General features: G+C 39.5%; 20 protein-coding genes. 5 read left to right on the forward strand and 15 right to left on the reverse strand.

Annotation, left to right across the window (positions count from 1 at the left end; all coding sequences use genetic code 11):
• The 4 genes from ED622_RS10735 to fabB form a co-directional block, all read right to left on the reverse strand.
• Window positions 1–3,337 (reverse strand): FimV/HubP family polar landmark protein (locus ED622_RS10735; protein WP_122033857.1); only part of this gene is annotated, 3,337 nt, incomplete at its 3' end.
• 191 nt (window positions 3,338–3,528) lie between these two features.
• The gene (locus ED622_RS10740) at window positions 3,529–4,542 is read right to left on the reverse strand and encodes an aspartate-semialdehyde dehydrogenase (RefSeq protein WP_122033858.1); all 1,014 of its coding nucleotides are present in this window, start codon (window positions 4,540–4,542) and stop codon (window positions 3,529–3,531) included.
• Window positions 4,542–5,672, reverse strand: a complete 1,131-nt coding sequence (locus ED622_RS10745) for a 4-phosphoerythronate dehydrogenase (RefSeq protein WP_122033859.1) — start codon at window positions 5,670–5,672, stop codon at window positions 4,542–4,544. Before ED622_RS10745 ends, ED622_RS10740 begins: the two co-directional genes overlap by 1 nt.
• A gap of 131 nt (window positions 5,673–5,803) precedes the next feature.
• On the reverse strand, window positions 5,804–7,015 hold the full coding sequence (fabB, locus tag ED622_RS10750; RefSeq protein WP_105055090.1) for a beta-ketoacyl-ACP synthase I: 1,212 nt from the start codon (window positions 7,013–7,015) through the stop codon (window positions 5,804–5,806).
• Window positions 7,016–7,135: 120 nt separating this feature from the next.
• Between fabB and mnmC the strand changes: the two genes are divergently transcribed.
• Window positions 7,136–9,178 (forward strand): bifunctional tRNA (5-methylaminomethyl-2-thiouridine)(34)-methyltransferase MnmD/FAD-dependent 5-carboxymethylaminomethyl-2-thiouridine(34) oxidoreductase MnmC, encoded by a 2,043-nt coding sequence (mnmC, locus tag ED622_RS10755; RefSeq protein ID WP_122033860.1) that lies wholly within the window; start codon window positions 7,136–7,138, stop codon window positions 9,176–9,178.
• A 125-nt stretch (window positions 9,179–9,303) separates the two neighbouring features.
• Here mnmC and ED622_RS10760 read toward each other — a convergent pair whose 3' ends face one another.
• Together ED622_RS10760 and ED622_RS10765 are read right to left on the reverse strand one after the other, a co-directional pair.
• A complete protein-coding gene (locus ED622_RS10760; RefSeq protein ID WP_122033861.1) occupies window positions 9,304–10,278 on the reverse strand; it encodes a lytic transglycosylase domain-containing protein in 975 nt (324 codons plus the stop codon).
• Entirely contained in the window at window positions 10,278–10,562 is a 285-nt protein-coding gene (locus tag ED622_RS10765; RefSeq protein ID WP_122033862.1) for a YcgL domain-containing protein, read from the reverse strand. Before ED622_RS10765 ends, ED622_RS10760 begins: the two co-directional genes overlap by 1 nt.
• A gap of 183 nt (window positions 10,563–10,745) precedes the next feature.
• On the opposite strand from ED622_RS10765, the gene minC reads away from it, so the two are divergent.
• Genes minC through minE form a run of 3 tightly spaced genes read left to right on the forward strand, consistent with a single transcriptional unit; the run spans window position 10,746 to window position 12,511 of the window.
• Window positions 10,746–11,411, forward strand: a complete 666-nt coding sequence (gene minC, locus ED622_RS10770) for a septum site-determining protein MinC (protein WP_122033863.1) — start codon at window positions 10,746–10,748, stop codon at window positions 11,409–11,411.
• A 24-nt stretch (window positions 11,412–11,435) separates the two neighbouring features.
• Window positions 11,436–12,248: a septum site-determining protein MinD gene (gene minD, locus ED622_RS10775; protein ID WP_122033864.1), complete on the forward strand. Its 813-nt coding sequence runs from the start codon at window positions 11,436–11,438 to the stop codon at window positions 12,246–12,248.
• A 2-nt stretch (window positions 12,249–12,250) separates the two neighbouring features.
• The gene (gene minE / locus ED622_RS10780) at window positions 12,251–12,511 is read left to right on the forward strand and encodes a cell division topological specificity factor MinE (protein ID WP_122033865.1); all 261 of its coding nucleotides are present in this window, start codon (window positions 12,251–12,253) and stop codon (window positions 12,509–12,511) included.
• A 116-nt stretch (window positions 12,512–12,627) separates the two neighbouring features.
• Here minE and rnd read toward each other — a convergent pair whose 3' ends face one another.
• The 8 genes from rnd to ED622_RS10820 all read right to left on the reverse strand — a co-directional run bounded on the left by rnd (window position 12,628) and on the right by ED622_RS10820 (window position 20,521).
• On the reverse strand, window positions 12,628–13,749 hold the full coding sequence (gene rnd, locus ED622_RS10785; protein ID WP_122033866.1) for a ribonuclease D: 1,122 nt from the start codon (window positions 13,747–13,749) through the stop codon (window positions 12,628–12,630).
• A gap of 142 nt (window positions 13,750–13,891) precedes the next feature.
• Entirely contained in the window at window positions 13,892–15,574 is a 1,683-nt protein-coding gene (gene fadD / locus ED622_RS10790) for a long-chain-fatty-acid--CoA ligase FadD (RefSeq protein ID WP_122033867.1), read from the reverse strand.
• A 184-nt stretch (window positions 15,575–15,758) separates the two neighbouring features.
• Complete coding sequence (locus ED622_RS10795) at window positions 15,759–16,628, reverse strand: alpha/beta fold hydrolase (RefSeq protein ID WP_122033868.1); 870 nt, start codon at window positions 16,626–16,628, stop codon at window positions 15,759–15,761.
• A gap of 5 nt (window positions 16,629–16,633) precedes the next feature.
• The gene (locus tag ED622_RS10800) at window positions 16,634–17,182 is read right to left on the reverse strand and encodes a Slp family lipoprotein (protein WP_122033869.1); all 549 of its coding nucleotides are present in this window, start codon (window positions 17,180–17,182) and stop codon (window positions 16,634–16,636) included.
• A gap of 23 nt (window positions 17,183–17,205) precedes the next feature.
• Window positions 17,206–17,520 (reverse strand): hypothetical protein, encoded by a 315-nt coding sequence (locus tag ED622_RS10805; RefSeq protein WP_045102495.1) that lies wholly within the window; start codon window positions 17,518–17,520, stop codon window positions 17,206–17,208.
• A gap of 56 nt (window positions 17,521–17,576) precedes the next feature.
• On the reverse strand, window positions 17,577–18,278 hold the full coding sequence (gene tsaB, locus ED622_RS10810; RefSeq protein WP_122033870.1) for a tRNA (adenosine(37)-N6)-threonylcarbamoyltransferase complex dimerization subunit type 1 TsaB: 702 nt from the start codon (window positions 18,276–18,278) through the stop codon (window positions 17,577–17,579).
• 7 nt (window positions 18,279–18,285) lie between these two features.
• Window positions 18,286–20,247, reverse strand: coding sequence for an ATP-dependent DNA helicase (locus ED622_RS10815; RefSeq protein ID WP_122033871.1), 1,962 nt, complete (start codon window positions 20,245–20,247; stop codon window positions 18,286–18,288).
• 85 nt (window positions 20,248–20,332) lie between these two features.
• The gene (locus ED622_RS10820) at window positions 20,333–20,521 is read right to left on the reverse strand and encodes a hypothetical protein (RefSeq protein WP_122033872.1); all 189 of its coding nucleotides are present in this window, start codon (window positions 20,519–20,521) and stop codon (window positions 20,333–20,335) included.
• A 165-nt stretch (window positions 20,522–20,686) separates the two neighbouring features.
• Between ED622_RS10820 and purU the strand changes: the two genes are divergently transcribed.
• Window positions 20,687–21,520: a formyltetrahydrofolate deformylase gene (gene purU, locus ED622_RS10825; protein ID WP_122033873.1), complete on the forward strand. Its 834-nt coding sequence runs from the start codon at window positions 20,687–20,689 to the stop codon at window positions 21,518–21,520.
• Window positions 21,521–21,597: 77 nt separating this feature from the next.
• Here purU and ED622_RS10830 read toward each other — a convergent pair whose 3' ends face one another.
• Window positions 21,598–22,395 (reverse strand): alpha/beta fold hydrolase, encoded by a 798-nt coding sequence (locus tag ED622_RS10830; RefSeq protein WP_045103337.1) that lies wholly within the window; start codon window positions 22,393–22,395, stop codon window positions 21,598–21,600.
• Window positions 22,396–22,466 lie beyond the last annotated feature (71 nt).

The following is a 22,466-nucleotide window of genomic DNA, read 5'->3' on the forward strand; positions in this document are numbered from 1 at the left end:
CTATTGTTAGTCCTGCAAAGTCACTGTCATTATCATTATCATTATCATCTAGTAGATTTTCATTGCTTGGTTGTGAAAAATCAACAGCACTGTTTTCTAAGAAGTCATCTAAAGAAAAAGCATTTTCGTCGTCTTCATCTTCTACTTTATCTAAAGGCTCATCATTTTCAACGTCTAGCTCTTCAGTTTCAGCAAACAGATCATCTAACTCATCGTCAGTTTCTGACTCTAACTCTGACTCTTGAGCTTGTTCTGTCGTATCTGTACTTGGTATATCCAGTTCTACTGGCTCTTCAAGGTCAGACGACGCATCATCTTGCTCAGTTTCTAATTCAACTTCAGATTCAAGAAAATCATCAAGCTCATCGTCAACTTCTGACTCTTGAGCTTGTTCTGTCGCATCAATACTTTGTGTACCCAGTTCTACTGGCTCTTCAAGTTCAGACAATGCATCATCTTGCTCAGTTTCTAATTCAACTTCAGGTTCAAGAAGATCATCAAGCTCAAACGAAATTTCATCTTCTGCTTCCTCTTCTACCTCAGCTAAAGGCTCATCATTTTCAACGTCTAGCTCTTCAGTTTCAGCAAACAGATCATCTAACTCATCGTTAGTTTCTGGCTCTAACTCTGACTCTTGAGCTTGTTCTGTCGCATCAGCACTTGGTGTACCCAGTTCTACTGGCTCTTCAAGTTCAGACAATGCATCATCTTGCTCAGTTTCTAATTTAACTTCTGGCTCAAGAAGATCATCAAGCTCAAATGAGATGTCGTCTTCTGCTTCCTCTTCTACTTCAGCTAAAGGCTCATCATTTTCAACATCTAGCTCTTCAGTTTCAGCAAACAGATCATCTAACTCATCGTTAGTTTCTGACTCTGGTTCTTGAGCTTGTTCTATCGCATCTGTATTTGGTGTATCCAGTACTACTGGCTCTTCAAGTTCAGACAACGCATCATCTTGTTCAGTTTCTAATTCAACTTCTGGTTCAAGAAGATCATCAAGCTCAAATGAAGCATCTTCTTTTTCTGTATCAGATTCAAATAATGAAATATCATCATCTTCGTCTTCATCAGCTTCAACTAACCAATCTTCATCACGAGGTGTGTCTTCTGAAAGTGCCTCTGATACTGCTACACCTTCTACTTCAGTATCATCGCCACGCTTTCCCGGAGTAGTTTCTTCCTCTTCAACATCATCACCAAGTAACTCATCTAAAAGTACGGTGCTGTCTTCATCTAGCTCAATTGTATCGTCTTCGTCTTCATCATCTAAAAACTCATCCAGAAGGGCTGTGCTATCTTCATCGATTTCTACACTGTCGTCTTCTTCACTCAGCTCTTCGTCATCACCAAGTAATTCATCAAGTAATGCCGTACTGTCATCTTCGATATCTAAGTCAATGCTCTCTTCTTCATCATCAGACTCGCCCAATAACTCATCAAGTAGCGCCGTATTGTCATCTTCGATATCTAAATCAATACTCTCTTCATCATCAGATTCATTAAGCAACTCATCTAGTAACGCTGTACTCTCTTTATCAGATTCTAAATCAATACCCTCTTCATCAAGCTCTCCAAATAAAGCATCATCATTATCTAGTTCGATACTCTCTTCTTTATTAGAACCTTCAGTCGTTTCATTTGTATTTTCCATCTCTGATAATAAAGCATCAAAGTCCAATTCATCTTCTACTGAATTTGAAACCGACTCTGGAGCAAGTTTGGTTTCTTCTTTTTCGTCCAGATCCCAACCTTGGTCTAGCTCAGACTCTTCTGAGTCATCTTCCATATCCATTGATGAGAACAGATCATCTAGCATTGATTGATCAAGTTCTCCACCTTCAAGATCTTCGTTATCATCAAGTTCTGGCGCTGATTTATCTAACGCTGATAGATCTGAATCATCAATAAGTGATAGATCAAAGTCGTCATCTTCTTCTTCTAAATCGCTTGCTGAGAATAAATCACTGTCGAAATCATTCAGTGCTTTTTCCATCTCCTCAAGACCTAGTGCTTTTTCTTCCGCATCAACGGTTAGTGCACTTGAGGACATATCAATGTCATCATCTAAACCATCAAGGTCTAAATCAAGATCTCCATCAGACAACATTAAATCTAAATCATCGTTTTCTTCACCGTCTAATGAAGCAAATGGGTCATCATTATCTGAACTGTTATTTTCGGTTTCAAACTCAGCGAATAAATCATCATTTGAATCTGAATTATCGTCACCAAATAAGAATTCGTCATCATTTAGATCACCTAAAAGGTCATCATCGTCATCTAAACTAATTTCTGGAATGTCATCATCCATATTGAAATTATTTTCTGGCATAACTAGCGGTGAAGGCTGAGTTTCTGACGTATTTTCTGCGTCTTCCTCTTCCTCTTTCTTACGACGGAATAAGAAGAATGCAATTAAGCCTGCAATTAAGGCGCCTGGAATTAAAGCAAGTAATGCGATTAGACCTGGGCTTGATGCTAAATTATCCATTGCACTTGGTTCTGCTTTTTTCTCAGCAGCCGCAAGTTGTTTCTGTTCATTAATGAATTTTTCGACTTCATTACGAATTCGGTCTTCATCACCTAATGAATTTTTTAGATTGTCGACTTCATTTTGAACTTCTGCTAATCGAACACGCAGTTGGTGGTTATTTTCTTGTAATGCTGAAAATTCTTGTTCTGTGGTATCTAATTCAGATTTCAGCTCAATAACTGAAGCAGGAGCAACAGCTTTACTCACCTCTTTAGCTGGTGATTTATTAACAACCGATGCTTTTTCTTTACTTGGAGATAACGCTGTTTCTTTTGACGCTGGCGTTGATTTACGCTCTGATACAACTGTACTTGTCGTTTTGGTACTCACTGATTTTTGCGCGTTCTGTTTATTTTTATGGGCAATAAGCAGTTGTTTAGCATCATCAGTATTTTCACGACGAACTTGTTCTAACGTCGGTAATCGCAAACGGCTATTTGGCTCTAATCCATGAATATTATTATTTTCAAAGGCGTGTGGATTTAAGCGATAAATAGCAATTAAGGTTTGCTGTACCGAGGTCGTATTTGATGGGTTCACACGACTTGCAATTGACCACAGAGTTTCATCTTCTTTTGTTGGGCCATACATTTTTGTCGGTGTTTTTGCTTTTTGCACAACAGCAGTAGTCGAGGCTCTCTCTGGTTGTGATTGAACAACAGCTTGCGAACTGACAGTTTGATCCTTTCCCTCAGGCCCCACAATTTGAATTGTTCCTGCTGCGTTTGCAACGGAACATTGTGATGCAATGAATAGCGCCAAAGGAGTTAGCGTTTTTAACAATTTGTTGGATGCGTCAGACACTAGAGATGCCTCTTAAATAAATGAAAAAATGATATCTATGTAACTATATCGGATAATAATAAAAAAACTGTAGCGATTTAGCAAAAACTGTGGGGTTAATGGAAGAAAAAAGCCTTAGCTTTCACTAAGGCTTTCTTTTTTATGGCTAATATGCGTATTTGTTATAAACAATTCTGCATATATATTATCTATTAATAATAATCGCGAATTAATACTTCTGCGATTTGTACTGCGTTGGTTGCAGCACCCTTACGTACATTATCTGCAACAACCCACATATTTAGCCCCATTGAGTGACTAATATCCTCACGAATACGAGCAACCATTACATGGTCTTTACCTGTAGCATCACTCACTTGTGTTGGGTAATCATTACCGTGGAATACTTCAATTCCATCTGTCTCTTCAAGTAAACGAGTTGCTTCTGCTGCATCAATTGGAGCACGAGTTTCAATATGAACCGATTCAGCATGGCCATAAAAAACAGGGACACGCACACACGTTGCATTCACTGTGATGCTTTCATCTGCAAAGATTTTTTGCGTTTCCCACACCATTTTCATTTCTTCTTTGGTGTAGCCATTGTCCATGAACTCATCAATGTGAGGTAGGCAGTTAAATGCAATTTGCTTATCGTATGCTTTGTTCTCTGCTGGTAAGCCATTTAATAGCTTAGCCGTTTGACCTGCTAATTCATCAATACCCGCTTTACCAGAACCTGACACTGACTGGTACGTTGATACGTTAATACGATCAATACCTACAGCATCATGAATTGGTTTTAACGCAACTAACATTTGAATCGTTGAACAGTTAGGGTTCGCAATGATATTGCGGTTACGAAAATCAGCAAGGGCCTCAGGATTTACTTCTGGGATCACTAATGGAATATCCTGATCGTAACGGAAGTGCGAGGTATTATCGATAACAACAACACCAGACTCTGCTGCAATTGGAGCCCATTTAGCTGAAAGTTCACCACCCGCAGAAAATAGACCTATTTGCACTTGGCTCCAATCAAACTCTTCTACATTTTCAACAGTTAATGTCTTATTATTAAAACGAACTGTTTTACCTTCACTACGCTCGGAAGCTAAAAGGTATAAATTGCGAACAGGAAACTTACGCTCTTGCAATACTTCTATGATTGTTTCGCCAACGGCACCAGTTGCGCCAAGAATGGCAACATCAAATTCTTGAGTCATTAGACTTCCTCGATTGTAAATCCAAGTTGTTGTAACGGGGTAAGACCACAGTTTTTATCACCTGTGATTGTGATTGCACTGTATTCTCTTCTATCCCAATAATCTTTGCGCATTTTGTCAAATGCACCAACTGTTGAGATTTCGGTTCTGAATATGGCATCATCTTTTCGCACATCATAGACTAACTGAATCAAATTGTGCAGTGTTGAATGATCCCATTGCTGATTTAGTGTCACATTAGGGATTGGCGCGATAGGTAATAGAGCCTGAGGATCAGCTCGTTCTTCACGATTTAATAACTCACAATAAGAGTTAAAGATCATGGTTGTTCCACGTGCTTTGCCTTCTAGTCCATACCCTGCAATATGAGGAGTGGCGAAAGAGAGTAAAGGCAATAATTCCATATCAACTTCTGGCTCAAACTCAAACACATCTAATACCGCTTTAAAGCCATCTTGTTTTAATAAGCGTTGTTTTAATGCTTGATTATCAACCACAGGACCACGCGCAGCATTGATCACTATTTGGTCATTACGCAGCGCTGTTAATCTTTTTTCATTCATCAGATGATGAGTTGGAAATTCACCATTGCGGGTGATCGGCGTATGGAAACTAATAACATCTGATTTTTCTAACAATTCTTCTAGCGGCACGAATGCGCGTTGATCGCCTTCTTGCTCTTTGATTGGGTCATTAAGTAAGTATGGAATAGCTAACGCATCAAGACATTTAGCTAAATAAGAACCAACTTGACCTGCACCCACAATACCAAACGTTTTATCAAAGATAGAAAAACCGTGTTGTTGAGCCAATACCATGACACAACTTAATACGTATTCAGCAACACCCACTTTATTACAACCAGGAGCTGCCGTGAAAAATATCCCTTTTTCTTTCAATAAAGTTTGATCAACATGGTCCATACCTGCTGTTGCTGTGCCTACAAACTTAAGTTTATTGGCTTTTGAGATCAGCTCAGCATTCACTTTGGTTACAGATCGAATCATTAATGCATCAACATCAATTAAATCATCTGCTGTTAGTGTTCTTCCTGATTTAGCAACAACTTCGCCTAGCTCACTAAATAGTTCAGCAGCATAAGGCATATTTTCATCAATCAATATTTTCATTTTTTAATCAGTTATCCTTTTCGATTTATGAATTCAGTTTATCACTCACTTCCGTGATAGAAAACAGGCATAAAAAAACCCAGCCAATTTAAGTGACTGGGTTTTACTATCTTTTTTTAGTGGTTACGCGATTACGCTTCGTATTTCTTAATTACTAGCGTTGCGTTTGTACCACCAAAACCAAAGCTGTTAGACATAACTGTTGTTAGTTTTTGATCGCGTTTTTCAGTAACGATATCAAGACCTTCAGCTGCTGGATCTAGTGTTTCAACGTTGATACTTGGCGCGATAAAACCGTGCTCTAGCATTAGCGTTGAGTAGATAGCCTCATGAACACCGGCTGCACCTAGTGCGTGACCAGTCATTGCTTTAGTTGCAGAGATTGCAGGGCTGTTCGCACCAAATACTTCTTGGATAGCGCCTAACTCTTTTGCATCACCAACAGGTGTAGATGTACCGTGAGTGTTCACGTAATCTACGCTGTCTACGTTTTGCATTGCCATTTTCATACAACGAACTGCGCCTTCGCCTGATGGTGCTACCATGTCGTAGCCATCAGATGTTGCACCGTAACCTACGATTTCACCGTAAATTTTAGCGCCACGAGCAAGTGCATGTTCAAGTTCTTCGATAACAACCATACCGCCGCCACCAGAGATAACGAAACCGTCACGATCTGCATCGTAAGTACGAGATGCTTTTTCTGGTGTGTCATTGTATTTTGATGATAGTGCGCCCATCGCATCAAACATCATCGTTAGAGACCAATCTAGCTCTTCACCACCACCAGCAAACATTACGTCTTGTTTGCCAAGTTGAATAAGCTCTACCGCGTGACCAATACAGTGCGCAGAAGTTGCACATGCAGAACTCATTGAGTAGTTAACACCACGAATTTTAAACGGTGTTGCAAGACATGCAGAAACCGTTGACGCCATTGTACGTGGAACCATGTATGGACCAACACGCTTAACGCCTTTCTCACGCAAGATATCCACTGCATTTACTTGGTTTAGTGATGATGCACCACCAGAACCTGCAACAATACCTGTGCGGTCATTTGAAACTTGATCTTCTGTTAAGCCAGAATCTGCTACTGCTTGCTCCATTGAGATGTAAGCAAATGCAGCCGCATCACCCATGAAACGCATTTTTTTGCGATCGATGTGGTCAGCAGGGTTCATTTTCAAATCGCCCCAAACATTACTGCGCAGACCCTTTTCAGCGAACTGCTCAGAGAAGTTAATGCCTGATTTACCAGCTTTCAGAGACTCTAATACTTCTTCTGCATTGTTACCGATACTTGATACAATGCCCATGCCTGTAATTACGGCTCTTTTCATGATTCTTTCCTAATAAGTCATAAATCTTGGTAGATAATAGCGAAGATAGCACAACAAAGTGGTCAGCTTTCCTATAAGTCGTTAAAATCCGACGTAGATTATCTTTAATGGTTCTAATTTATGTCACGAAATCACATTTTACCACAAAACAGCATCACTAATGCAATCCTTGATTGGAATGAGTCTGGAACTCCTGTCTCAAATGACTTTGATGATGTCTATTTTTCTAATGATAATGGATTAGAAGAGACACGATACGTCTTCTTACAGCAAAATCATCTGCCTCAAAGATGGCAAGATTATGACCAACGTCGTTTTGTAATCGGTGAAACAGGATTTGGTACTGGGTTAAACTTCCTTGCTGTGTGGCAATGGTTTAAAACATTTAGAGAACAAAACCCAGATGCTGCACTTAAAGAGCTTCATTTTGTTAGTTTTGAAAAATTCCCTGTCACTAAGGCCGATCTCATTAAGGCCCACCAAGCATGGCCTGAATTAGCAGAGCTAGCTGAGCAACTGCAAGAACATTATCCTGCTGCCGTTCCAGATTGTCACCGACTGGTATTAGAAGATGGCATGATAACACTCGACCTTTGGTTCGGTGATATCAAAGACTGTATGCCACAAATTTGGATGGATGATTCAGGAGTTATCGACGCTTGGTTTTTAGATGGTTTTGCACCAAGTAAAAACCCTGAAATGTGGAATCAAAATCTATTTAATAATATGGCCAGCCTTGCTAAAAAAGGCTGTACTTGCGCTACTTTCACAGCAGCAGGTTTTGTTCGTCGAGGCTTGATTGAAGCAGGCTTTGATATGAAAAAAGTCAAAGGTTTCGCTCATAAAAGAGACATGATCGCTGGTACATTAACGGAACGTAAAACCAAGGCGAATCATGCGGTTTGGTATGCACGCTCGACACCAGAAAATATCACAGATGTGGCTATTATTGGTGGAGGTGTTGCCAGTGCATCATTGGCGACAACACTGCTTCGTCGCGGTGTAAATGTCACTGTTTACTGTAAAGATGATAAAGCCGCACAAGGCGCTTCTGGTAATCAGCAAGGCGCTGTATATCCTCTACTGAATGAGAAGTTTAACTCACTGTCACGATTCTTTGCTCCCGGCTTTATTTTTGCTCGTCAGTTCATCGACCAAGCAGCCAAAGACGTGGAATTTGATCACGATTGGTGCGGCGTAACCCAACTCAAATGGGATGATAAATCAGAAAATAAATTAAATAAAATGCTAACCGCTCAGTTTCCCAATGAACTCGTCACCGCATTTAGCAAAGAAGAAACAAACCACCATGTTGGCCTACCAATCAATATGGAGAGCGTTCATTACCCTCTTGGGGGCTGGTTATGTCCAAAACAGTTAACTCGTGGGATCTTTACTCATTTATCAGAAAACCCACTATTTACGTTGCATAATAACGCTGAAGTGACGCAATTAACTCAAACTGACGATAAGCAATGGAACGTTATTCTTGGTGAAAAAATAAATCGACATCAAGCCGTTGTGGTTGCTAATGGCCATAAATTTACTGATTTCGAACAGACCAAAGATATTCCAGCAACACCGGTTCGAGGCCAAGTGAGTCATATTCCTACCACGGAATCACTAAAAAAACTGAAAACAGTGTTGTGTTATGACGGTTATTTAACCCCTGAAAATACCAAGAATCAAAGCCATTGTATTGGCGCAAGTTACGATCGCCGTGATTTAGATTTAGCGTTTAAAGAATCAGATCAAATAGAAAATGGTGAACGATTACAGAAATGTATTCCTAATGAAGCTTGGGTGAAAGAGGCAGATACGTCTGACAATCACGCTCGTGTCGGCATTCGCTGCGCCAGTCGTGATCATCTGCCATTTCTTGGCAATGTGGTTCGTTTTGAGGATATGCAAGAAGAGTACAAGTATATCTATAAAAAACGCCACTGGTTACGTGAAGCAAAAGAGATTCCTGTCTATGAAGGTTTATTCTGTATGCTGACATTAGGTTCAAGAGGATTAAGCTCTGCACCACTATTGGCAGAAACCTTAGCATCACAGATCATGGGAGATCCAATTCCGCTACCAAATTCAGTACTTGAAGGATTGCACCCAGGAAGATTATGGGTGAGAAGGTTGTTGAAAGGAAAGCCGTTGGATATTTAAGAGCTAGAGCAGAGTTCAGATCGCTTCGCTTAAAGAATTCAGAGGTGTTCGTTGTAAGTATACAACTAACAACACTAACCTCTGAATTCTGCTAGGGAGCTTGCGACCGATCTGAACTCTATAATTTACTTAATCGAATCAGCCAAATGGCTCACCGCTAGCGCAAAGTAATGCGAACGGTTCCAATCCATTAAGACTTGGTAATTATTGTAAACAAGGTACGCACGACCATCGTTATCATCAGGTTGCACTAACCACGCTTCAATATCGACGTCAGGTAATGCTTTACCCGTTAAACGACGAACACCAAGGTCTTGCCATTGAGCTAGCGACTTATCTTTTTCTTCCGATAGCCCTTTTAGGCTTTCAGCATCTAATGATTCAGGTAATTGTACTTGACGTCCCCACGTATAAGTATCGTCCCAACCCACTTGCTTTAAGTAGTTTGCTGCTGATGCGAATACATCCGCGTGAGTGGTCCAAATATCTTTACGACCATCACCATTGCCATCAACGGCATAAGCTAAGAATGACGTTGGCATGAACTGACATTGTCCCATCGCCCCTGCCCATGAACCTTTCATGTTTTCTGGAGTAATGTGACCTTGCTGTAAAATGGTTAATGCAGCCATGGTTTGTTTTTTGAAGAATTCTTCACGACGGCCGTCATAAGCTAACGTCGTCAATGCTTCAATCACATTATAACCACCGGTCAGCTTACCAAAGTTACTTTCAACGCCCCATAACGCAACAATAAAACGAGGCTGAACCCCATATTCATTACCAATTCGGGTCAATTCTTTATAGTGTTTTTGGTATAAATCGTTTGCTTGTTTGATTTTCCATTTCGGCACTGCGCGTGGAATATACTCATCTAGCGTTAATTTTTTTTCTGGCTGGTTACGATCTGATTTGACCGCTTTTTCTTTAAAGGCAATATCTTTAAATGCACGCTCAAGAATAGGTTCTGAAATACCTATCTCTCTCGCTTCATTTTTTAATTCTACAATATAGTCCTGAAATTCCCCTTCAGGAGTATTTGCTGTAACAGATGTTGCCATGAGCAGACTGACTATCCCTAGCAGTAATTTTTTCTTCATTATTCACTCTCTTTTCTTGCTGCTTTATCTTTTTTATATTTTTCAAGCAAATTTTCTGGTGGTGGCGGAAGTTGTAAAAAGAAACCTTCATTTTTAATTGATGTCTTTACTGTTTCTACATCAACTGAAGCTAGCGTTCTTCCTGCTAAGTTTACTACCATTACCATGGTTGGCGTTCCAAACATCGCCATCAGTTCTTTAGGAACTGGTGTAAAGTCATCTTTTTTCTCTATATAAAGATAAGCACCTTGTTTTTTGGTACTTTTATAAACTGAACAGAACATTTTATAACCTATTTTGAAAAGGGTTGATCTTGCTCTCAACTTCTAACATGTAAACAATGTCTATTTGATGAGAGCCTTACTAAAAAGTACACTTAAGACAAGAAGATAACTTGCTGTGCAGTCAAACTGACTATAACATGGTATCAGATTTGTGGTATTAAATTTATCAAGATACAGAATAGTATGACAAAAACAGCCGATTTAAAGGGCAGTAATTTCACCCTTTCAGTATTACATTTACCTAATGATGACGTACATCAGGCATTAGCTATGCTTGAAGAAAAAGTGGCAAAAGCGCCTTCTTTTTTTGCTTCTGCGCCTGTTGTTGTAAACATTGAAAATGTATCAAATGAAATTAACTTTGTTGAGCTAAAATCTGGTGTCGAACGCACTGGTATGATCCCTGTCGGGATCACTGGCTGCAAAGATAAAGAAAAACAAGCTCAGGCCACTGCAGCAGGGTTTGCTGTTATGACCTCATTTACACCTCAACAAGTAACACAAAAAGCCAATATGCAACCAACGAAAGTGGTTAGAACCCCTATTCGTTCTGGTCAGCAAGTGTATGCAAAAGATGCCGACCTTGTGATATTAAATCACGTAAGCCCAGGCGCTGAGGTCATTGCTGATGGCAGTATACATATACATGGAACCTTGCGAGGCAGAGCAATTGCTGGTGCGAGTGGCCAAACAGAAGCAAAAGTTTTCTGTAAGAATTTACAAGCTGAACTGATTTCCATTGCGGGTAATTATTGGTTAAGCGACCAAATTGACAAAGAGTATTGGCATCAAAATGTCATGATCACTATGGTTGAAGACCGTATTCAGATCGATACCCTAACGTTATAGCACAACATAAAAGGAATAATAAAAATGGCACGTATTGTCGTTGTGACTTCAGGCAAGGGCGGTGTAGGTAAAACTACGTCGAGTTCTGCTATTGCATCAGGTCTTGCGCTGGCTGGCAAGAAAACAGCAGTTATCGATTTTGATATAGGCTTACGTAACCTTGATTTAATCATGGGTTGTGAACGTCGTGTAGTTTACGATTTTGTAAACGTGATTAATGGCGAAGCCACTCTAAATCAAGCACTAATCAAAGATAAGCGCGTAGGTAACTTGTTTATCCTACCGGCTTCTCAAACTCGCGATAAAGACGCACTAACCAAAGAAGGTGTACGCCGAGTTCTTGATGACCTTATTGAAATGAATTTTGACTTCATTATTTGTGACTCTCCTGCGGGTATCGAAGCTGGTGCATTAATGGCACTATACTTTGCTGATGAGGCAATTATTACGACGAACCCTGAAGTTTCTTCAGTTCGAGATTCAGACCGAATTCTAGGGATTTTAGATTCTAAATCACGTCGTTCAGAAGAGTCATTAGAACCAGTTAAGCAACATTTACTACTTACTCGTTATTGCCCTGCTCGTGTAAATCAAGGCGAAATGTTAAGCGTAGAAGATGTTGAAGAAATCTTGAATATTCCACTATTGGGAGTTATTCCAGAGAGTCAATCAGTACTAAATGCATCTAACAAAGGTGTTCCAGTAATTTTTGACGAAGAATCAAACGCAGGCTCTGCATACCAAGATGCAGTAGACCGTCTGTTAGGCAAGGAAGTTTCATTCCGCTTCTTAGAAGAAGAGAAGAAAGGTATCTTTAAACGACTATTTGGAGGTTAAGCATGGCATTGCTTGAGTTTTTTAGACCACAGAAAAAAGCCACTGCTAACATAGCTAAGGAAAGGCTACAGATCATCGTTGCAGAACGTCGCAATGGCGGTCCTGCTCCTTCATATTTACCACAGCTAAAAGAAGATATTCTTAAAGTGATCAGTAAATATGTAAACGTAAGTCCTGAAATGGTAACCGTGTCTCTTGAACAAAAAGAAGAAGACCTATCAGTTTTAGAACTAAACGTGACGCTTCCAGAAGACGACCATTAATCTTTAGGTTAAACACTGCGCTTATAATATTAAAAAAGGTGACTATTAATAGTCACCTTTTTAGTAAGCAAGCAATAATACCAATTCAAGTAATTACCTAATTAATTACATTGATATTACTTTTCAAGCACAGACATAAATCGAGCTTCTAATAAGTCACCACGCCAACCGTTTAATGTTTCCGGTTTGAATTCTGGCGCAGAATTTTTCTTCCACTTCCAAGAAAGTAACTGATTTAACTGCTTTTTAGACGACAGAAATTCAGGCATTAATCCAGACTGATCTGAAGCTAATTTCACTTCATCTTTCAACAGCTTAAAAATCTGCTTATAGCCTGGGTAATCCATTAATCGAGAGATCTCTTTTGGGTATTCTGCTGGATCTAAATCATCCGCTAAATAAGTAAAGCGTAACAGCTTACCACCATGACGTTGAACTTCTCTTGGGTCAAAACCCTCTTTTAGCATTTGCTCTTTGCTGCGCAAACCAAAACGCGCTAACTTCCATAAACTTAATTCATGAACAACAAAGTTAACCGCTAAATCACGCTTTCTAGCTTCTTCTAAACGCCATTTCGCGGCCATTTTCAATATTGCTAATTGCTTAGGGTTTAATTGCCATGCATTTTTAATATCTAAATACGCTTTCTCAGCATCTGGCTGCTTTTCACGTTTTTTTACCGCTAATTCAGATTCTTCATAGGCTGCTGCTTCCCACTGTGTTTCTGCTAATTCTGCTTTTAGCTTTTCAAACATAGGCAGTAAGTAATGCACATCTGCTGCGGCATAGTTAAGCTGTTTTTCAGACAATGGACGCGCCATCCAATCTGTTCGAGCCTCACCTTTATCTAGATCTACACCTAAATAATCCGACACCAATTTCGCAAAGCCCGTGGATAAACCATAACCCAAGAATGCAGCCATAATTTGAGTGTCTATCATCGGCGTAGGCATACAACCTGCGTAGTGTTGGAACACTTCTAAATCTTCACCACAAGCATGAAGTACCTTAGTGACTGATTCATTTTTTAATAAATCCCAAAGCGGAGTTAAATCATCTATTTCAACCGGATCAACCAATGCTAACGTTTCACCATCAAACATTTGAATCAAACCTAAACGTGCATATAACGTTCTTGTGCGTACAAATTCAGTATCTAACATTAGAAATGGTTTATGACTTGCTTGCTGACAGATCTCAGCTAAACGTTGACTCTGTTTAACGATTTCAAATTCCACAGTTCTTCCTTAAAAAATCGGTAAGGCAAGATAGCTTAACCTCAATAAAAACTAAGCTATCTTGTCTCTATTATTTATATTTATTATAAAAATAATGCCAGCGATTAAGCTGGCATTATCGTGTTTTTACATTGTAACCAAATTACGCGTTTTCTTCTGCTTTATATTCATCTCGCAGTTCACGACGCAAAATTTTACCTACGTTTGTTTTTGGAAGATCGTCTCTAAACTCAACAATACGTGGGATTTTATAACCAGTTAAATGCTTGCGGCAGTGAGCAATAAGTTCATCTTTAGTAAGGCTAGGATCGCGCTTAACAACACAAATACGAACCACTTCACCCGATGTTGGATGAGGTTTACCAACAGCTGCAACTTCTAACACTTTCCCATGAAGCGCAACTACATCTTCAATCTCATTTGGATACACGTTAAAACCTGAAACTAAGATCATGTCTTTTTTACGGTCAACAATGTGTAGGAAGCCTTCATCATCAAATTTAACGATATCACCAGTGCTTACCCAACCATCATCAGTGATCATATCTTTCGTTGCTTCAGCACGGTTCCAATAGCCTTTCATCACTTGAGGACCACGGACTTGAAGCTCACCAATTTGATCATTAGCAACGACATTGCCCTCTTCATCAACCATACGAACTTCAGTTGATGGGACAGGTAAACCAATAGACCCATTGTATGAGGTTAGGTTATGTGGATAAGCTGCAACCAATGGAGAACACTCTGTTAAGCCATAGCCTTCCAGTAAGTAACAACCTGTATGTTGCTGCCATTTTTCAGCAACTGCACGTTGCACAGCCATACCACCACCTACAGATAAGCGAAGATTGCTAAAATCTAACTCATGGAAATCTTCATTGTTTACTAACGCATTAAAGAGTGTATTAACCCCTGTAATTGCCGTAAATGGATATTTTTGCAGTTCTTTTATAAAACCAGGAATATCACGGGGGTTAGTAATAAGTAAGTTGCGACCACCCATTTCAACAAATAGTAAGCAGTTTACGGTTAATGCAAAGACATGATACAGAGGCAATGCGGTAACAATAAGCTCGCGACCTTCTGTCAACACAGGACCGTAAGCCCCTTTTGCCTGCATTACGTTAGCAATCATATTACGATGAGTCAGCATTGCGCCTTTTGCTACGCCTGTAGTACCACCAGTGTATTGTAGGAAGGCTAAGTCCTGACTATCAATAAATGGCTTGATATATTGCATTCTACGGCCTTTACGCAATGCATTACGCATAGAAGTCGCATGAGGAAGATCGTACTTTGGTACCATTTTCTTCACGTACTTAACAACGAAGTTTACAATAGTGCCTTTCGCACGAGGTAATTGCTCACCTAGATTCGTTAAGATCACGTGTTTAACTGGCGTATTATCTACCACTTCTTCTAGCGTACTAGCAAAGTTTGAAACAATCACGATTGCCGCCGCACCAGAATCATTCAACTGATGCTCTAATTCACGTGGTGTATAAAGTGGATTAACGTTTACCGCTACCATACCTGCACGTAATACACCAAACAACGCAATAGGATATTGCAATAAGTTCGGCATCATTAAAGCAACTCGGTCGCCTTTTTTCAGTTTAAGTTCATTTTGTAAGTAAGCAGCGAAAGCACGACTGCGCTCTTCTAACTTACGAAATGTCATTACTGAACCCATATTGATAAATGCAGGCTGATCGGCATATTTATGAACCGATTGCTCAAACATATCAACCAATGAACTGTATTGGTCTGGGTTTATTTCTGCTGGTACGTCTTCTGGGTAACGTGAAAGCCAAACTTTATCCACGCTTTTCTCCTATTCTATATACGATTCATTGCTCTTTTAGCAATAACTCAATAACAGTGATCAGTATCACTTTTGATGAGTAGACTATTTACTCTACAATTATAGTCAACTATTTTTATTATCAATTATTTATTCGTTGCTTATTTGACCATAAACATGGCTTTTTTTTAAATATGTGAAGCAGTTATGTGGTTATTTTGTTAACCAGAACACCAATATAATAGCTCACTTGATCTGGGTGCTCTAAATGGCAGTGGTGACCACCCTCTATTTTAAAACATTCAAAATTGGAAATATGACGATATCGATGGGTTTTCTGCTTTAAATGCCCATAACCTTCACTGCCAATAACAGCAACAACTGGGCATTCAATCTTCGAAAGTAACGATAAAGCATGAGCTTCACTCATTCGATAGAGAGAATCACATTTCACTTTCGCATCAGTTGTCCATTGCACATGTTCAGATGATGTTGTTAATGAACGAGTGACCATTGGTTCTATTAGTAACTCAGGTAATTGATTCACTTTTGATCGCAACTCAATCGCCGCTTGCTTATCTTTTAATGTTCGTTGAGGCTTATTCCGATAGCGTTGGCGACTTAGGATCCCTTGGCGTAACCGTTCAGTGATCTTATCTTCTTCTTCACTCAATGGGCCTAATGCTTCAATCATCATAAGTGCGGACACTTTTTCAGGAAAAACAGCACAATAAGCACTCGCAATTAAAGCGCCTAGTGAATGCCCAACTAATACTACATTTTCTAATTTTGTTTGAAGTATTATCTGATGAAGATCGTCAATATAGTCAAAGAAGTGATAAAAATTATCATCCCCTTTATGGCTTGATAACCCGTGACCAAACCAATCTATCGCAATTAAATGATGAAATGGGTGATGCTTTTTGTAAGCTTCCATCGTTGTTTTAAACGTGGCCGCATTATCTTGCCAACCATGTAAAAATAATATCGTTTGATGGATCTCTTTTGGTTTAATTTCCATCACGGCTACTGTGCCATGGTGAAGGTCAATACTTAATTGTTGAAATAAACTCATACTGGTTATTTTACTTCCTGTACGACTTTCCCACGTCGGCTTTCAATACTGCGCTGATGTAAACATCGACTGCCAGTACACGGCATATAGCTCATATTGAAATCATTGGTCACGACGTATTCTTGCACTTGCCATAAATGAATAGCAGTACCCGTTATAACAGGAAAAGAGTAAAGAAAATCACCGACATTGGCCTTTTCAATTCCATTTGATTGCCCTAAGACCGTAATTAATCGACCTTTTGCATAAGTCACCGGATCGATAAACCCATCAAAATATACCACAAATCGGCCATTAGGCTCTTGAGCTATATCTGGTTTTCCAGCAGAAGAAATAGGTAGGTTAACCACTTCAATGCGAGTGGTCGTTTTTAAGTTATCAATACGAGCAACAACCCCACCTAAACGTACTTCGCTTGGTCGGCTATGTTCAGCAGCTGCTGAAAAAGCACTGTATTCAGTAATCACTGCCGCTTGAGATGATTCTAATTCTGTAGGAAGTGAGCTACAACCTGCAAGTAATAACGCAAATAGAAAGCACAATGTCTGTTTCATATTAATCCTTTTCATAACTGAAGCTAGATATAGAGATCGACACCGACGAGCTGAGCAAGTTCCTCTCTACGCTTTTGCAGCATAATATCCATATACTCTTCCATTGCTTTACGATTCCCCCCTTCAGGCAAATCGTATTGCAATCGAGAGTTAGCATACTCTGAAGCATTAAGCTGCTTTACTTGATTAGTAACTGCTGTAGCCACTTTGGACGGCTGAGCAACCATGGCTTTACTGCCATTAGCTTTCTTAACCTGATTATTCTTTCCAACGGCTTGCTGCTTTTGTACTTTCTGATTCTGTACTAATGCAGGCGGTAGCCCATGAATTGATACCATAGTGACCTTTCTTAATTGATTAATAAACGGAACTCATCACTCCGCTAATTTAAAAATTATTCACGACCTGGTAGCTTTTTCCAAGTAACCGTATCACGAACATAAACAGGGGCAGATTCTTCTGCTGGCAACGCCAATCCTTGCTCAAATTTTTGTTGCGCTAAAAACGCGATATCTTCCGCATCAGGATAAAGTACTTCTGATGCTTTGCGCTCTAATGGTAATTCCACTAACGCTTCCGTATACGCATCCCAGCCGGTACCTACGGTTAACCACTCACCTGATTGTTCTGGTAAATACGTTAACAAGGCTTCTGGCTTAAACACAGATTCAGCAACGTTATAAGTCCAGGTTGCATCATCATTACGTTGATACATACCAAAGTAGACTTCCCCCATGCGAGCATCAATCGCTGCGGCTACTTGCGTCGCCCCATGAACTCGGTAGCCCGCTTGCGCCATTGCTTCTAATGTTGAAATACCTATCATAGGTAAATCGGCACCAAATGCTAAACCTTGAGCAATACCAATACCGATACGAACACCAGTAAAGCTACCTGGCCCTTGACCAAATGCAAGAGCATCTAAATCTTGTAAGCGCACACCCGCTTCTTTTAATACTTCATCGACAAATGGAAGTACTTTAATCGTGTGTTCACGCGGTGCCACTGCACGTCGAGAATAGACTTTTCCGTCAGCAATCAGTGTGACAGAACAGTTTTCAGTGGCGGTATCTACCGCTAAAATATTTGCGCTCATTAATGCCTCAATTTTCTAAAATGGCTTCTTGTTTTTCTGATTCATTTTCATTGGTCTGATTGGCTTTTGCCAAAAATTCAGACACATTACGTAAATCTCGTGTGCGCGGTATCGGTGGTAAACTTTGCAAGAACGTAGAACCATAAGGTCGAGTGACCAAACGATTATCACAAATAACCAATACCCCTTTATCTTTAGTATCTCGAATAAGACGACCAACACCTTGCTTTAAGGTGATCACAGCATCTGGTATTTGTACTTGCGAGAATCCATCACCACCACTCAATTGACAATCTTCAATTCGAGCTTTTAGCAATGGATCATCAGGTGCTGTAAAAGGAAGTTTGTCTATGATAACACAGCTTAGCGCGTCACCTCTAACATCGATACCTTCCCAAAAAGCCCCTGTCGCAACCAATAATGCATTACCCAGTTCCATAAACTCAGACAATAATTTCTGCTTTGTCGTTTCACCTTGAACTAACACTGGTAAATCGAGAGTTTGTCTAAATTGCTCCGCCAGATCTCGCATCATTTGGTGCGAAGTACACAAGAAAAAACAACGGCCATTATTTTGTTTAATCACGGGTTGTAATAATTCAACTAACTTATCCGCAATGCCATAACTGTTTGGTTCAGGCAAAAAGCGAGGAACACACAGTAATGCTTGGGTTTGATAATCAAACGGGCTCGGCAGAGAAAATTGTTTTGTCGGCTCTAACCCTAAGCGTTGTGTAAAATGAGAGAAATCATCATTTACCGCTAACGTTGCAGACGTAAAAATCCAAGCACCTTCTTTATCTGCCACTTGCTCTTTAAATTTATCAGCCACAGATAATGGCGTAATATTCAAACTAAAATGACGTGGCGTACATTCATACCAATAGGAATAACCACCAATAGTGGTATCACAAACACGCTCAAGACGGTTCTTCAATAAAGCACAACGATCAAAAGCCGCATCCAATAATTGACTGCGTCCTAGTGCTAGCTTTAATACATCATGAGCTAATTCAAACGCATCATTGATTCGAACTATTTCGCGCTGAACCGCTTGTGATTTAATCGCTTCTCGCCAGTTACCCCTAAAATTGGTATCACCTAGAATAATACGAAGATCCATCGCGGCACCCGCTAGACGCTCTGCTACTTTTTGTAACTGACGCATGTCTTTCGCTTCAGTGCGATAACCGATCTCTATATCTTTTGCTAATTCAGTTAACTGGCGACTAGATAGATTTTGACCAAAATATTGACTCGCAATATCTGGTAACTGATGCGCTTCATCAAAAATAAAAATGTCAGCTTCTGGGATTAATTCACCAAACCCTGTTTCTTTAATCGCTAAGTCTGCAAGAAATAGATGATGGTTAACGACCACGACATCTGCATCCATCGCTTTTTTACGTGCTTTAACCACAAAACACTCATCAAAGCTTGGGCAATCCTTACCTAAACAGTTGTCATTAGTAGAGGTTATTGAAGGAATAATTGGGCTATCTTCTGCAATCGCTGTGCAATCGCCTAGATCACCCGTTTTGGTTTCAGATGACCAAGCCCGTACTTTAACCAATTGGGTTAATAATTCAGGATCAGCTTGCGGAGTATGGCTTTCTACCAGTTGTTGATTTAACCGTTCAGGGCATAAATAATTTGAACGCCCTTTTAATAACGCAACTTGGCCATAAAAGCCCAACGACGACGTCATCAAAGGCAGATCACGATGAAATAACTGCTCTTGTAAGTTTTTAGAGCCAGTGCTGATAATGGTTTTTTTACCACTCACAAGAGCAGGAGCAAGATAAGCAAAGGTTTTTCCTGTCCCTGTCCCTGCTTCTACTACAAGTTGTGTACCATTTTTAATAGCATCATGGACCGCATGAGCCATATCAAGCTGAGGTTGACGAGGTTGGAAACCAGGAATGGCCTTACCTAACGCGCCTGAAGAAGAAAAAATCTTGGCAATCATATCAACCTACATTCATCGTGATTATAAAATAGGAAGTGATTATGCCAAGATTTTCGAAGAAACTAAACGTTAAGTTTCTTGAGAATTATTTATTAAGGTATCGATTTAACCAAGGACTTTGAATAGGGGAACTCAGTTCTTTTGCTGCTGTCATTGGGGATGTATGATTTTCGAATAGTCCCAATAACTTACCATCATCAATATCATCTAAAGATGTTTTCATAATTGATGCTACACGTTCTTTATAAAGTTTACTTGCTAACATTTTATCCATAACGGTCGCCTTTAAAAGAGAGCACGTATTCCTGTGCTATTTATAATTTAATTTTATTTCTGAATGAAAAACGCTTTACGATTCATTCAATTGTAGGTACAAACAAGAGGTACGCTTTATATATATCAAATTTAAATAGAACACTTTGTGATCACGAGAGATAAAATGGAAAAGAAAATACTACTAACGGATTGCCCTGATTCTCGTGGGCTAATAGCGAAAATAACCAACATTTGTTACAAGCATCAATTGAACATAGTTCACAATAATGAGTATGTTGATAATGTCACTGGTCAATTCTTTATGAGAACGGAGCTAGAAGGTATTTTCAATGACGAAACCTTCTTACTAGACATTGATCAAGCTTTACCAGCAGGTAGTCACCGTAAATTAGTCACTGAGCCGTGCAAAAAAGTGGTAATTCTAGTCACTAAAGAAGCACACTGCATTGGTGATATTCTGATCAAAGCTTATTCAGGTGCCATGAATATTGAGATTGCGGCAGTCATTGGCAACCACGATACCTTAGGTGGACTAATCGAAAAATTCGACATTCCATTCCATCATGTTTGTCATCAAGGCTTATCACGTGAAGAGCATGAAGAAAAAATGCTGGATGTGATTCACTCATACCAACCTGAATATGTTGTGCTAGCAAAGTACATGCGTGTATTAACCGCTAACTTTGTTGCCCAGTTCCCCAAAAAAATCATCAATATTCACCACAGCTTCTTACCGGCGTTTATTGGTGCAAAACCTTACCAACAAGCTTACGATCGTGGCGTCAAAATCATTGGTGCAACCGCGCATTTTGTAACGAATGATTTAGATGAAGGTCCAATTATTAAGCAAGATGTTATCCCTGTAGATCATAACTTCAGTGCAGAAGACATGGCGATGGCCGGTCGTGATGTGGAGAAATCAGTATTAAGTAAGGCGTTAACTAAAGTCTTAAATGATCACGTATTTGTATATGGTAACAAAACCGTCATTCTTTAATTCAGAACATGAGTTAACGGATATAAAAACGGCGATCGTGATGATCGCCGTTTTCTATTCAATTCTTATGTTGGTTTCTATTGAGCTGCAATAAACTCTATCGCGTACTTATTGAATTCTTTTGGTCTATCAATATTACACACATGACCGCATTCGGGGATTTGCAATAACTGACTGTGTTCATGTACCGCTACCATCTCTTCTACTGGCTTCATAAATAAATAATCATTTGCTCCCATCACATACAGTGTAGGAATTGCTAATTCTTTATCTTTGAAATAACGCATCAGTGGATTCACATCAGCGGCTAACTTAAACCAACGTTTAAACTCTTTCTGGCACAGTTTTTTAGCTTCACGGGTAAAGATATGACGTGATTCTTTTTGGCTTTTCTGTGGCATAACGACGTAAGAGAAAAGTTTATATAACCACATATAAGGCATGATATTTTTCGTCATATCTCCCATCTTAATTAAAAATTGAGATCGAAAATTAAAACGCGTAATTGCCCCTGCCAACACCATAGAACTTACTCTATCTTGTGCTAACTCGGCTAAATTACGAATAATAATAGTGCCTAAAGACATACCCACAAAATGTGCAGATTTAATATTAAGATGATCAAGTACATCAATAATATCTTGGCTTACCACTTTAAAAGAGTATTGCTTGTTCATGAATTCTTTAATTTTCGAGAAATTATTCGAACGTCCATGACCACGTAGATCAATTAGCAGAACATTAAAATTCTTCCTAAAAGCAGCTACTTGCTTAAACCATGTTGTCGAACTTCCACCCGCACCATGAACAAAAACAACCCACTTAGAGCTTGATTCATGTTCATAAGCTCTGTGGAATAATAAAGAATCAGACATCCATTCAACTTTCATAAAAAATATACATTGCGATGACTATATCACTTCAAGACAGTAATGAATATACATCA

Source organism: Aliivibrio sp. EL58 (assembly GCF_900312675.1).
In the GTDB taxonomy this organism is placed as follows: domain Bacteria; phylum Pseudomonadota; class Gammaproteobacteria; order Enterobacterales; family Vibrionaceae; genus Aliivibrio.

Bases quoted from the DNA above. Each gene is read 5' to 3' on its own strand.
- ED622_RS10760 (WP_122033861.1), bottom strand. From the start codon at position 10,278: ATGAAGAAAAAATTACTGCTAGGGATAGTCAGTCTGCTCATGGCAACA.
- purU (WP_122033873.1), top strand. From the start codon at position 20,687: ATGGAAAAGAAAATACTACTAACGGATTGCCCTGATTCTCGTGGGCTA.
- ED622_RS10740 (WP_122033858.1), bottom strand. From the start codon at position 4,542: ATGACTCAAGAATTTGATGTTGCCATTCTTGGCGCAACTGGTGCCGTT.
- minD (WP_122033864.1), top strand. From the start codon at position 11,436: ATGGCACGTATTGTCGTTGTGACTTCAGGCAAGGGCGGTGTAGGTAAA.
- ED622_RS10795 (WP_122033868.1), bottom strand. From the start codon at position 16,628: ATGAGTTTATTTCAACAATTAAGTATTGACCTTCACCATGGCACAGTA.
- ED622_RS10815 (WP_122033871.1), bottom strand. From the start codon at position 20,247: ATGATTGCCAAGATTTTTTCTTCTTCAGGCGCGTTAGGTAAGGCCATT.
- ED622_RS10820 (WP_122033872.1), bottom strand. From the start codon at position 20,521: ATGGATAAAATGTTAGCAAGTAAACTTTATAAAGAACGTGTAGCATCA.
- ED622_RS10805 (WP_045102495.1), bottom strand. From the start codon at position 17,520: ATGGTATCAATTCATGGGCTACCGCCTGCATTAGTACAGAATCAGAAA.
- mnmC (WP_122033860.1), top strand. From the start codon at position 7,136: ATGTCACGAAATCACATTTTACCACAAAACAGCATCACTAATGCAATC.
- ED622_RS10830 (WP_045103337.1), bottom strand. From the start codon at position 22,395: ATGTCTGATTCTTTATTATTCCACAGAGCTTATGAACATGAATCAAGC.
- fabB (WP_105055090.1), bottom strand. From the start codon at position 7,015: ATGAAAAGAGCCGTAATTACAGGCATGGGCATTGTATCAAGTATCGGT.
- ED622_RS10745 (WP_122033859.1), bottom strand. From the start codon at position 5,672: ATGAAAATATTGATTGATGAAAATATGCCTTATGCTGCTGAACTATTT.
- minE (WP_122033865.1), top strand. From the start codon at position 12,251: ATGGCATTGCTTGAGTTTTTTAGACCACAGAAAAAAGCCACTGCTAAC.
- ED622_RS10765 (WP_122033862.1), bottom strand. From the start codon at position 10,562: ATGTTCTGTTCAGTTTATAAAAGTACCAAAAAACAAGGTGCTTATCTT.
- minC (WP_122033863.1), top strand. From the start codon at position 10,746: ATGACAAAAACAGCCGATTTAAAGGGCAGTAATTTCACCCTTTCAGTA.
- tsaB (WP_122033870.1), bottom strand. From the start codon at position 18,278: ATGAGCGCAAATATTTTAGCGGTAGATACCGCCACTGAAAACTGTTCT.
- ED622_RS10800 (WP_122033869.1), bottom strand. From the start codon at position 17,182: ATGAAACAGACATTGTGCTTTCTATTTGCGTTATTACTTGCAGGTTGT.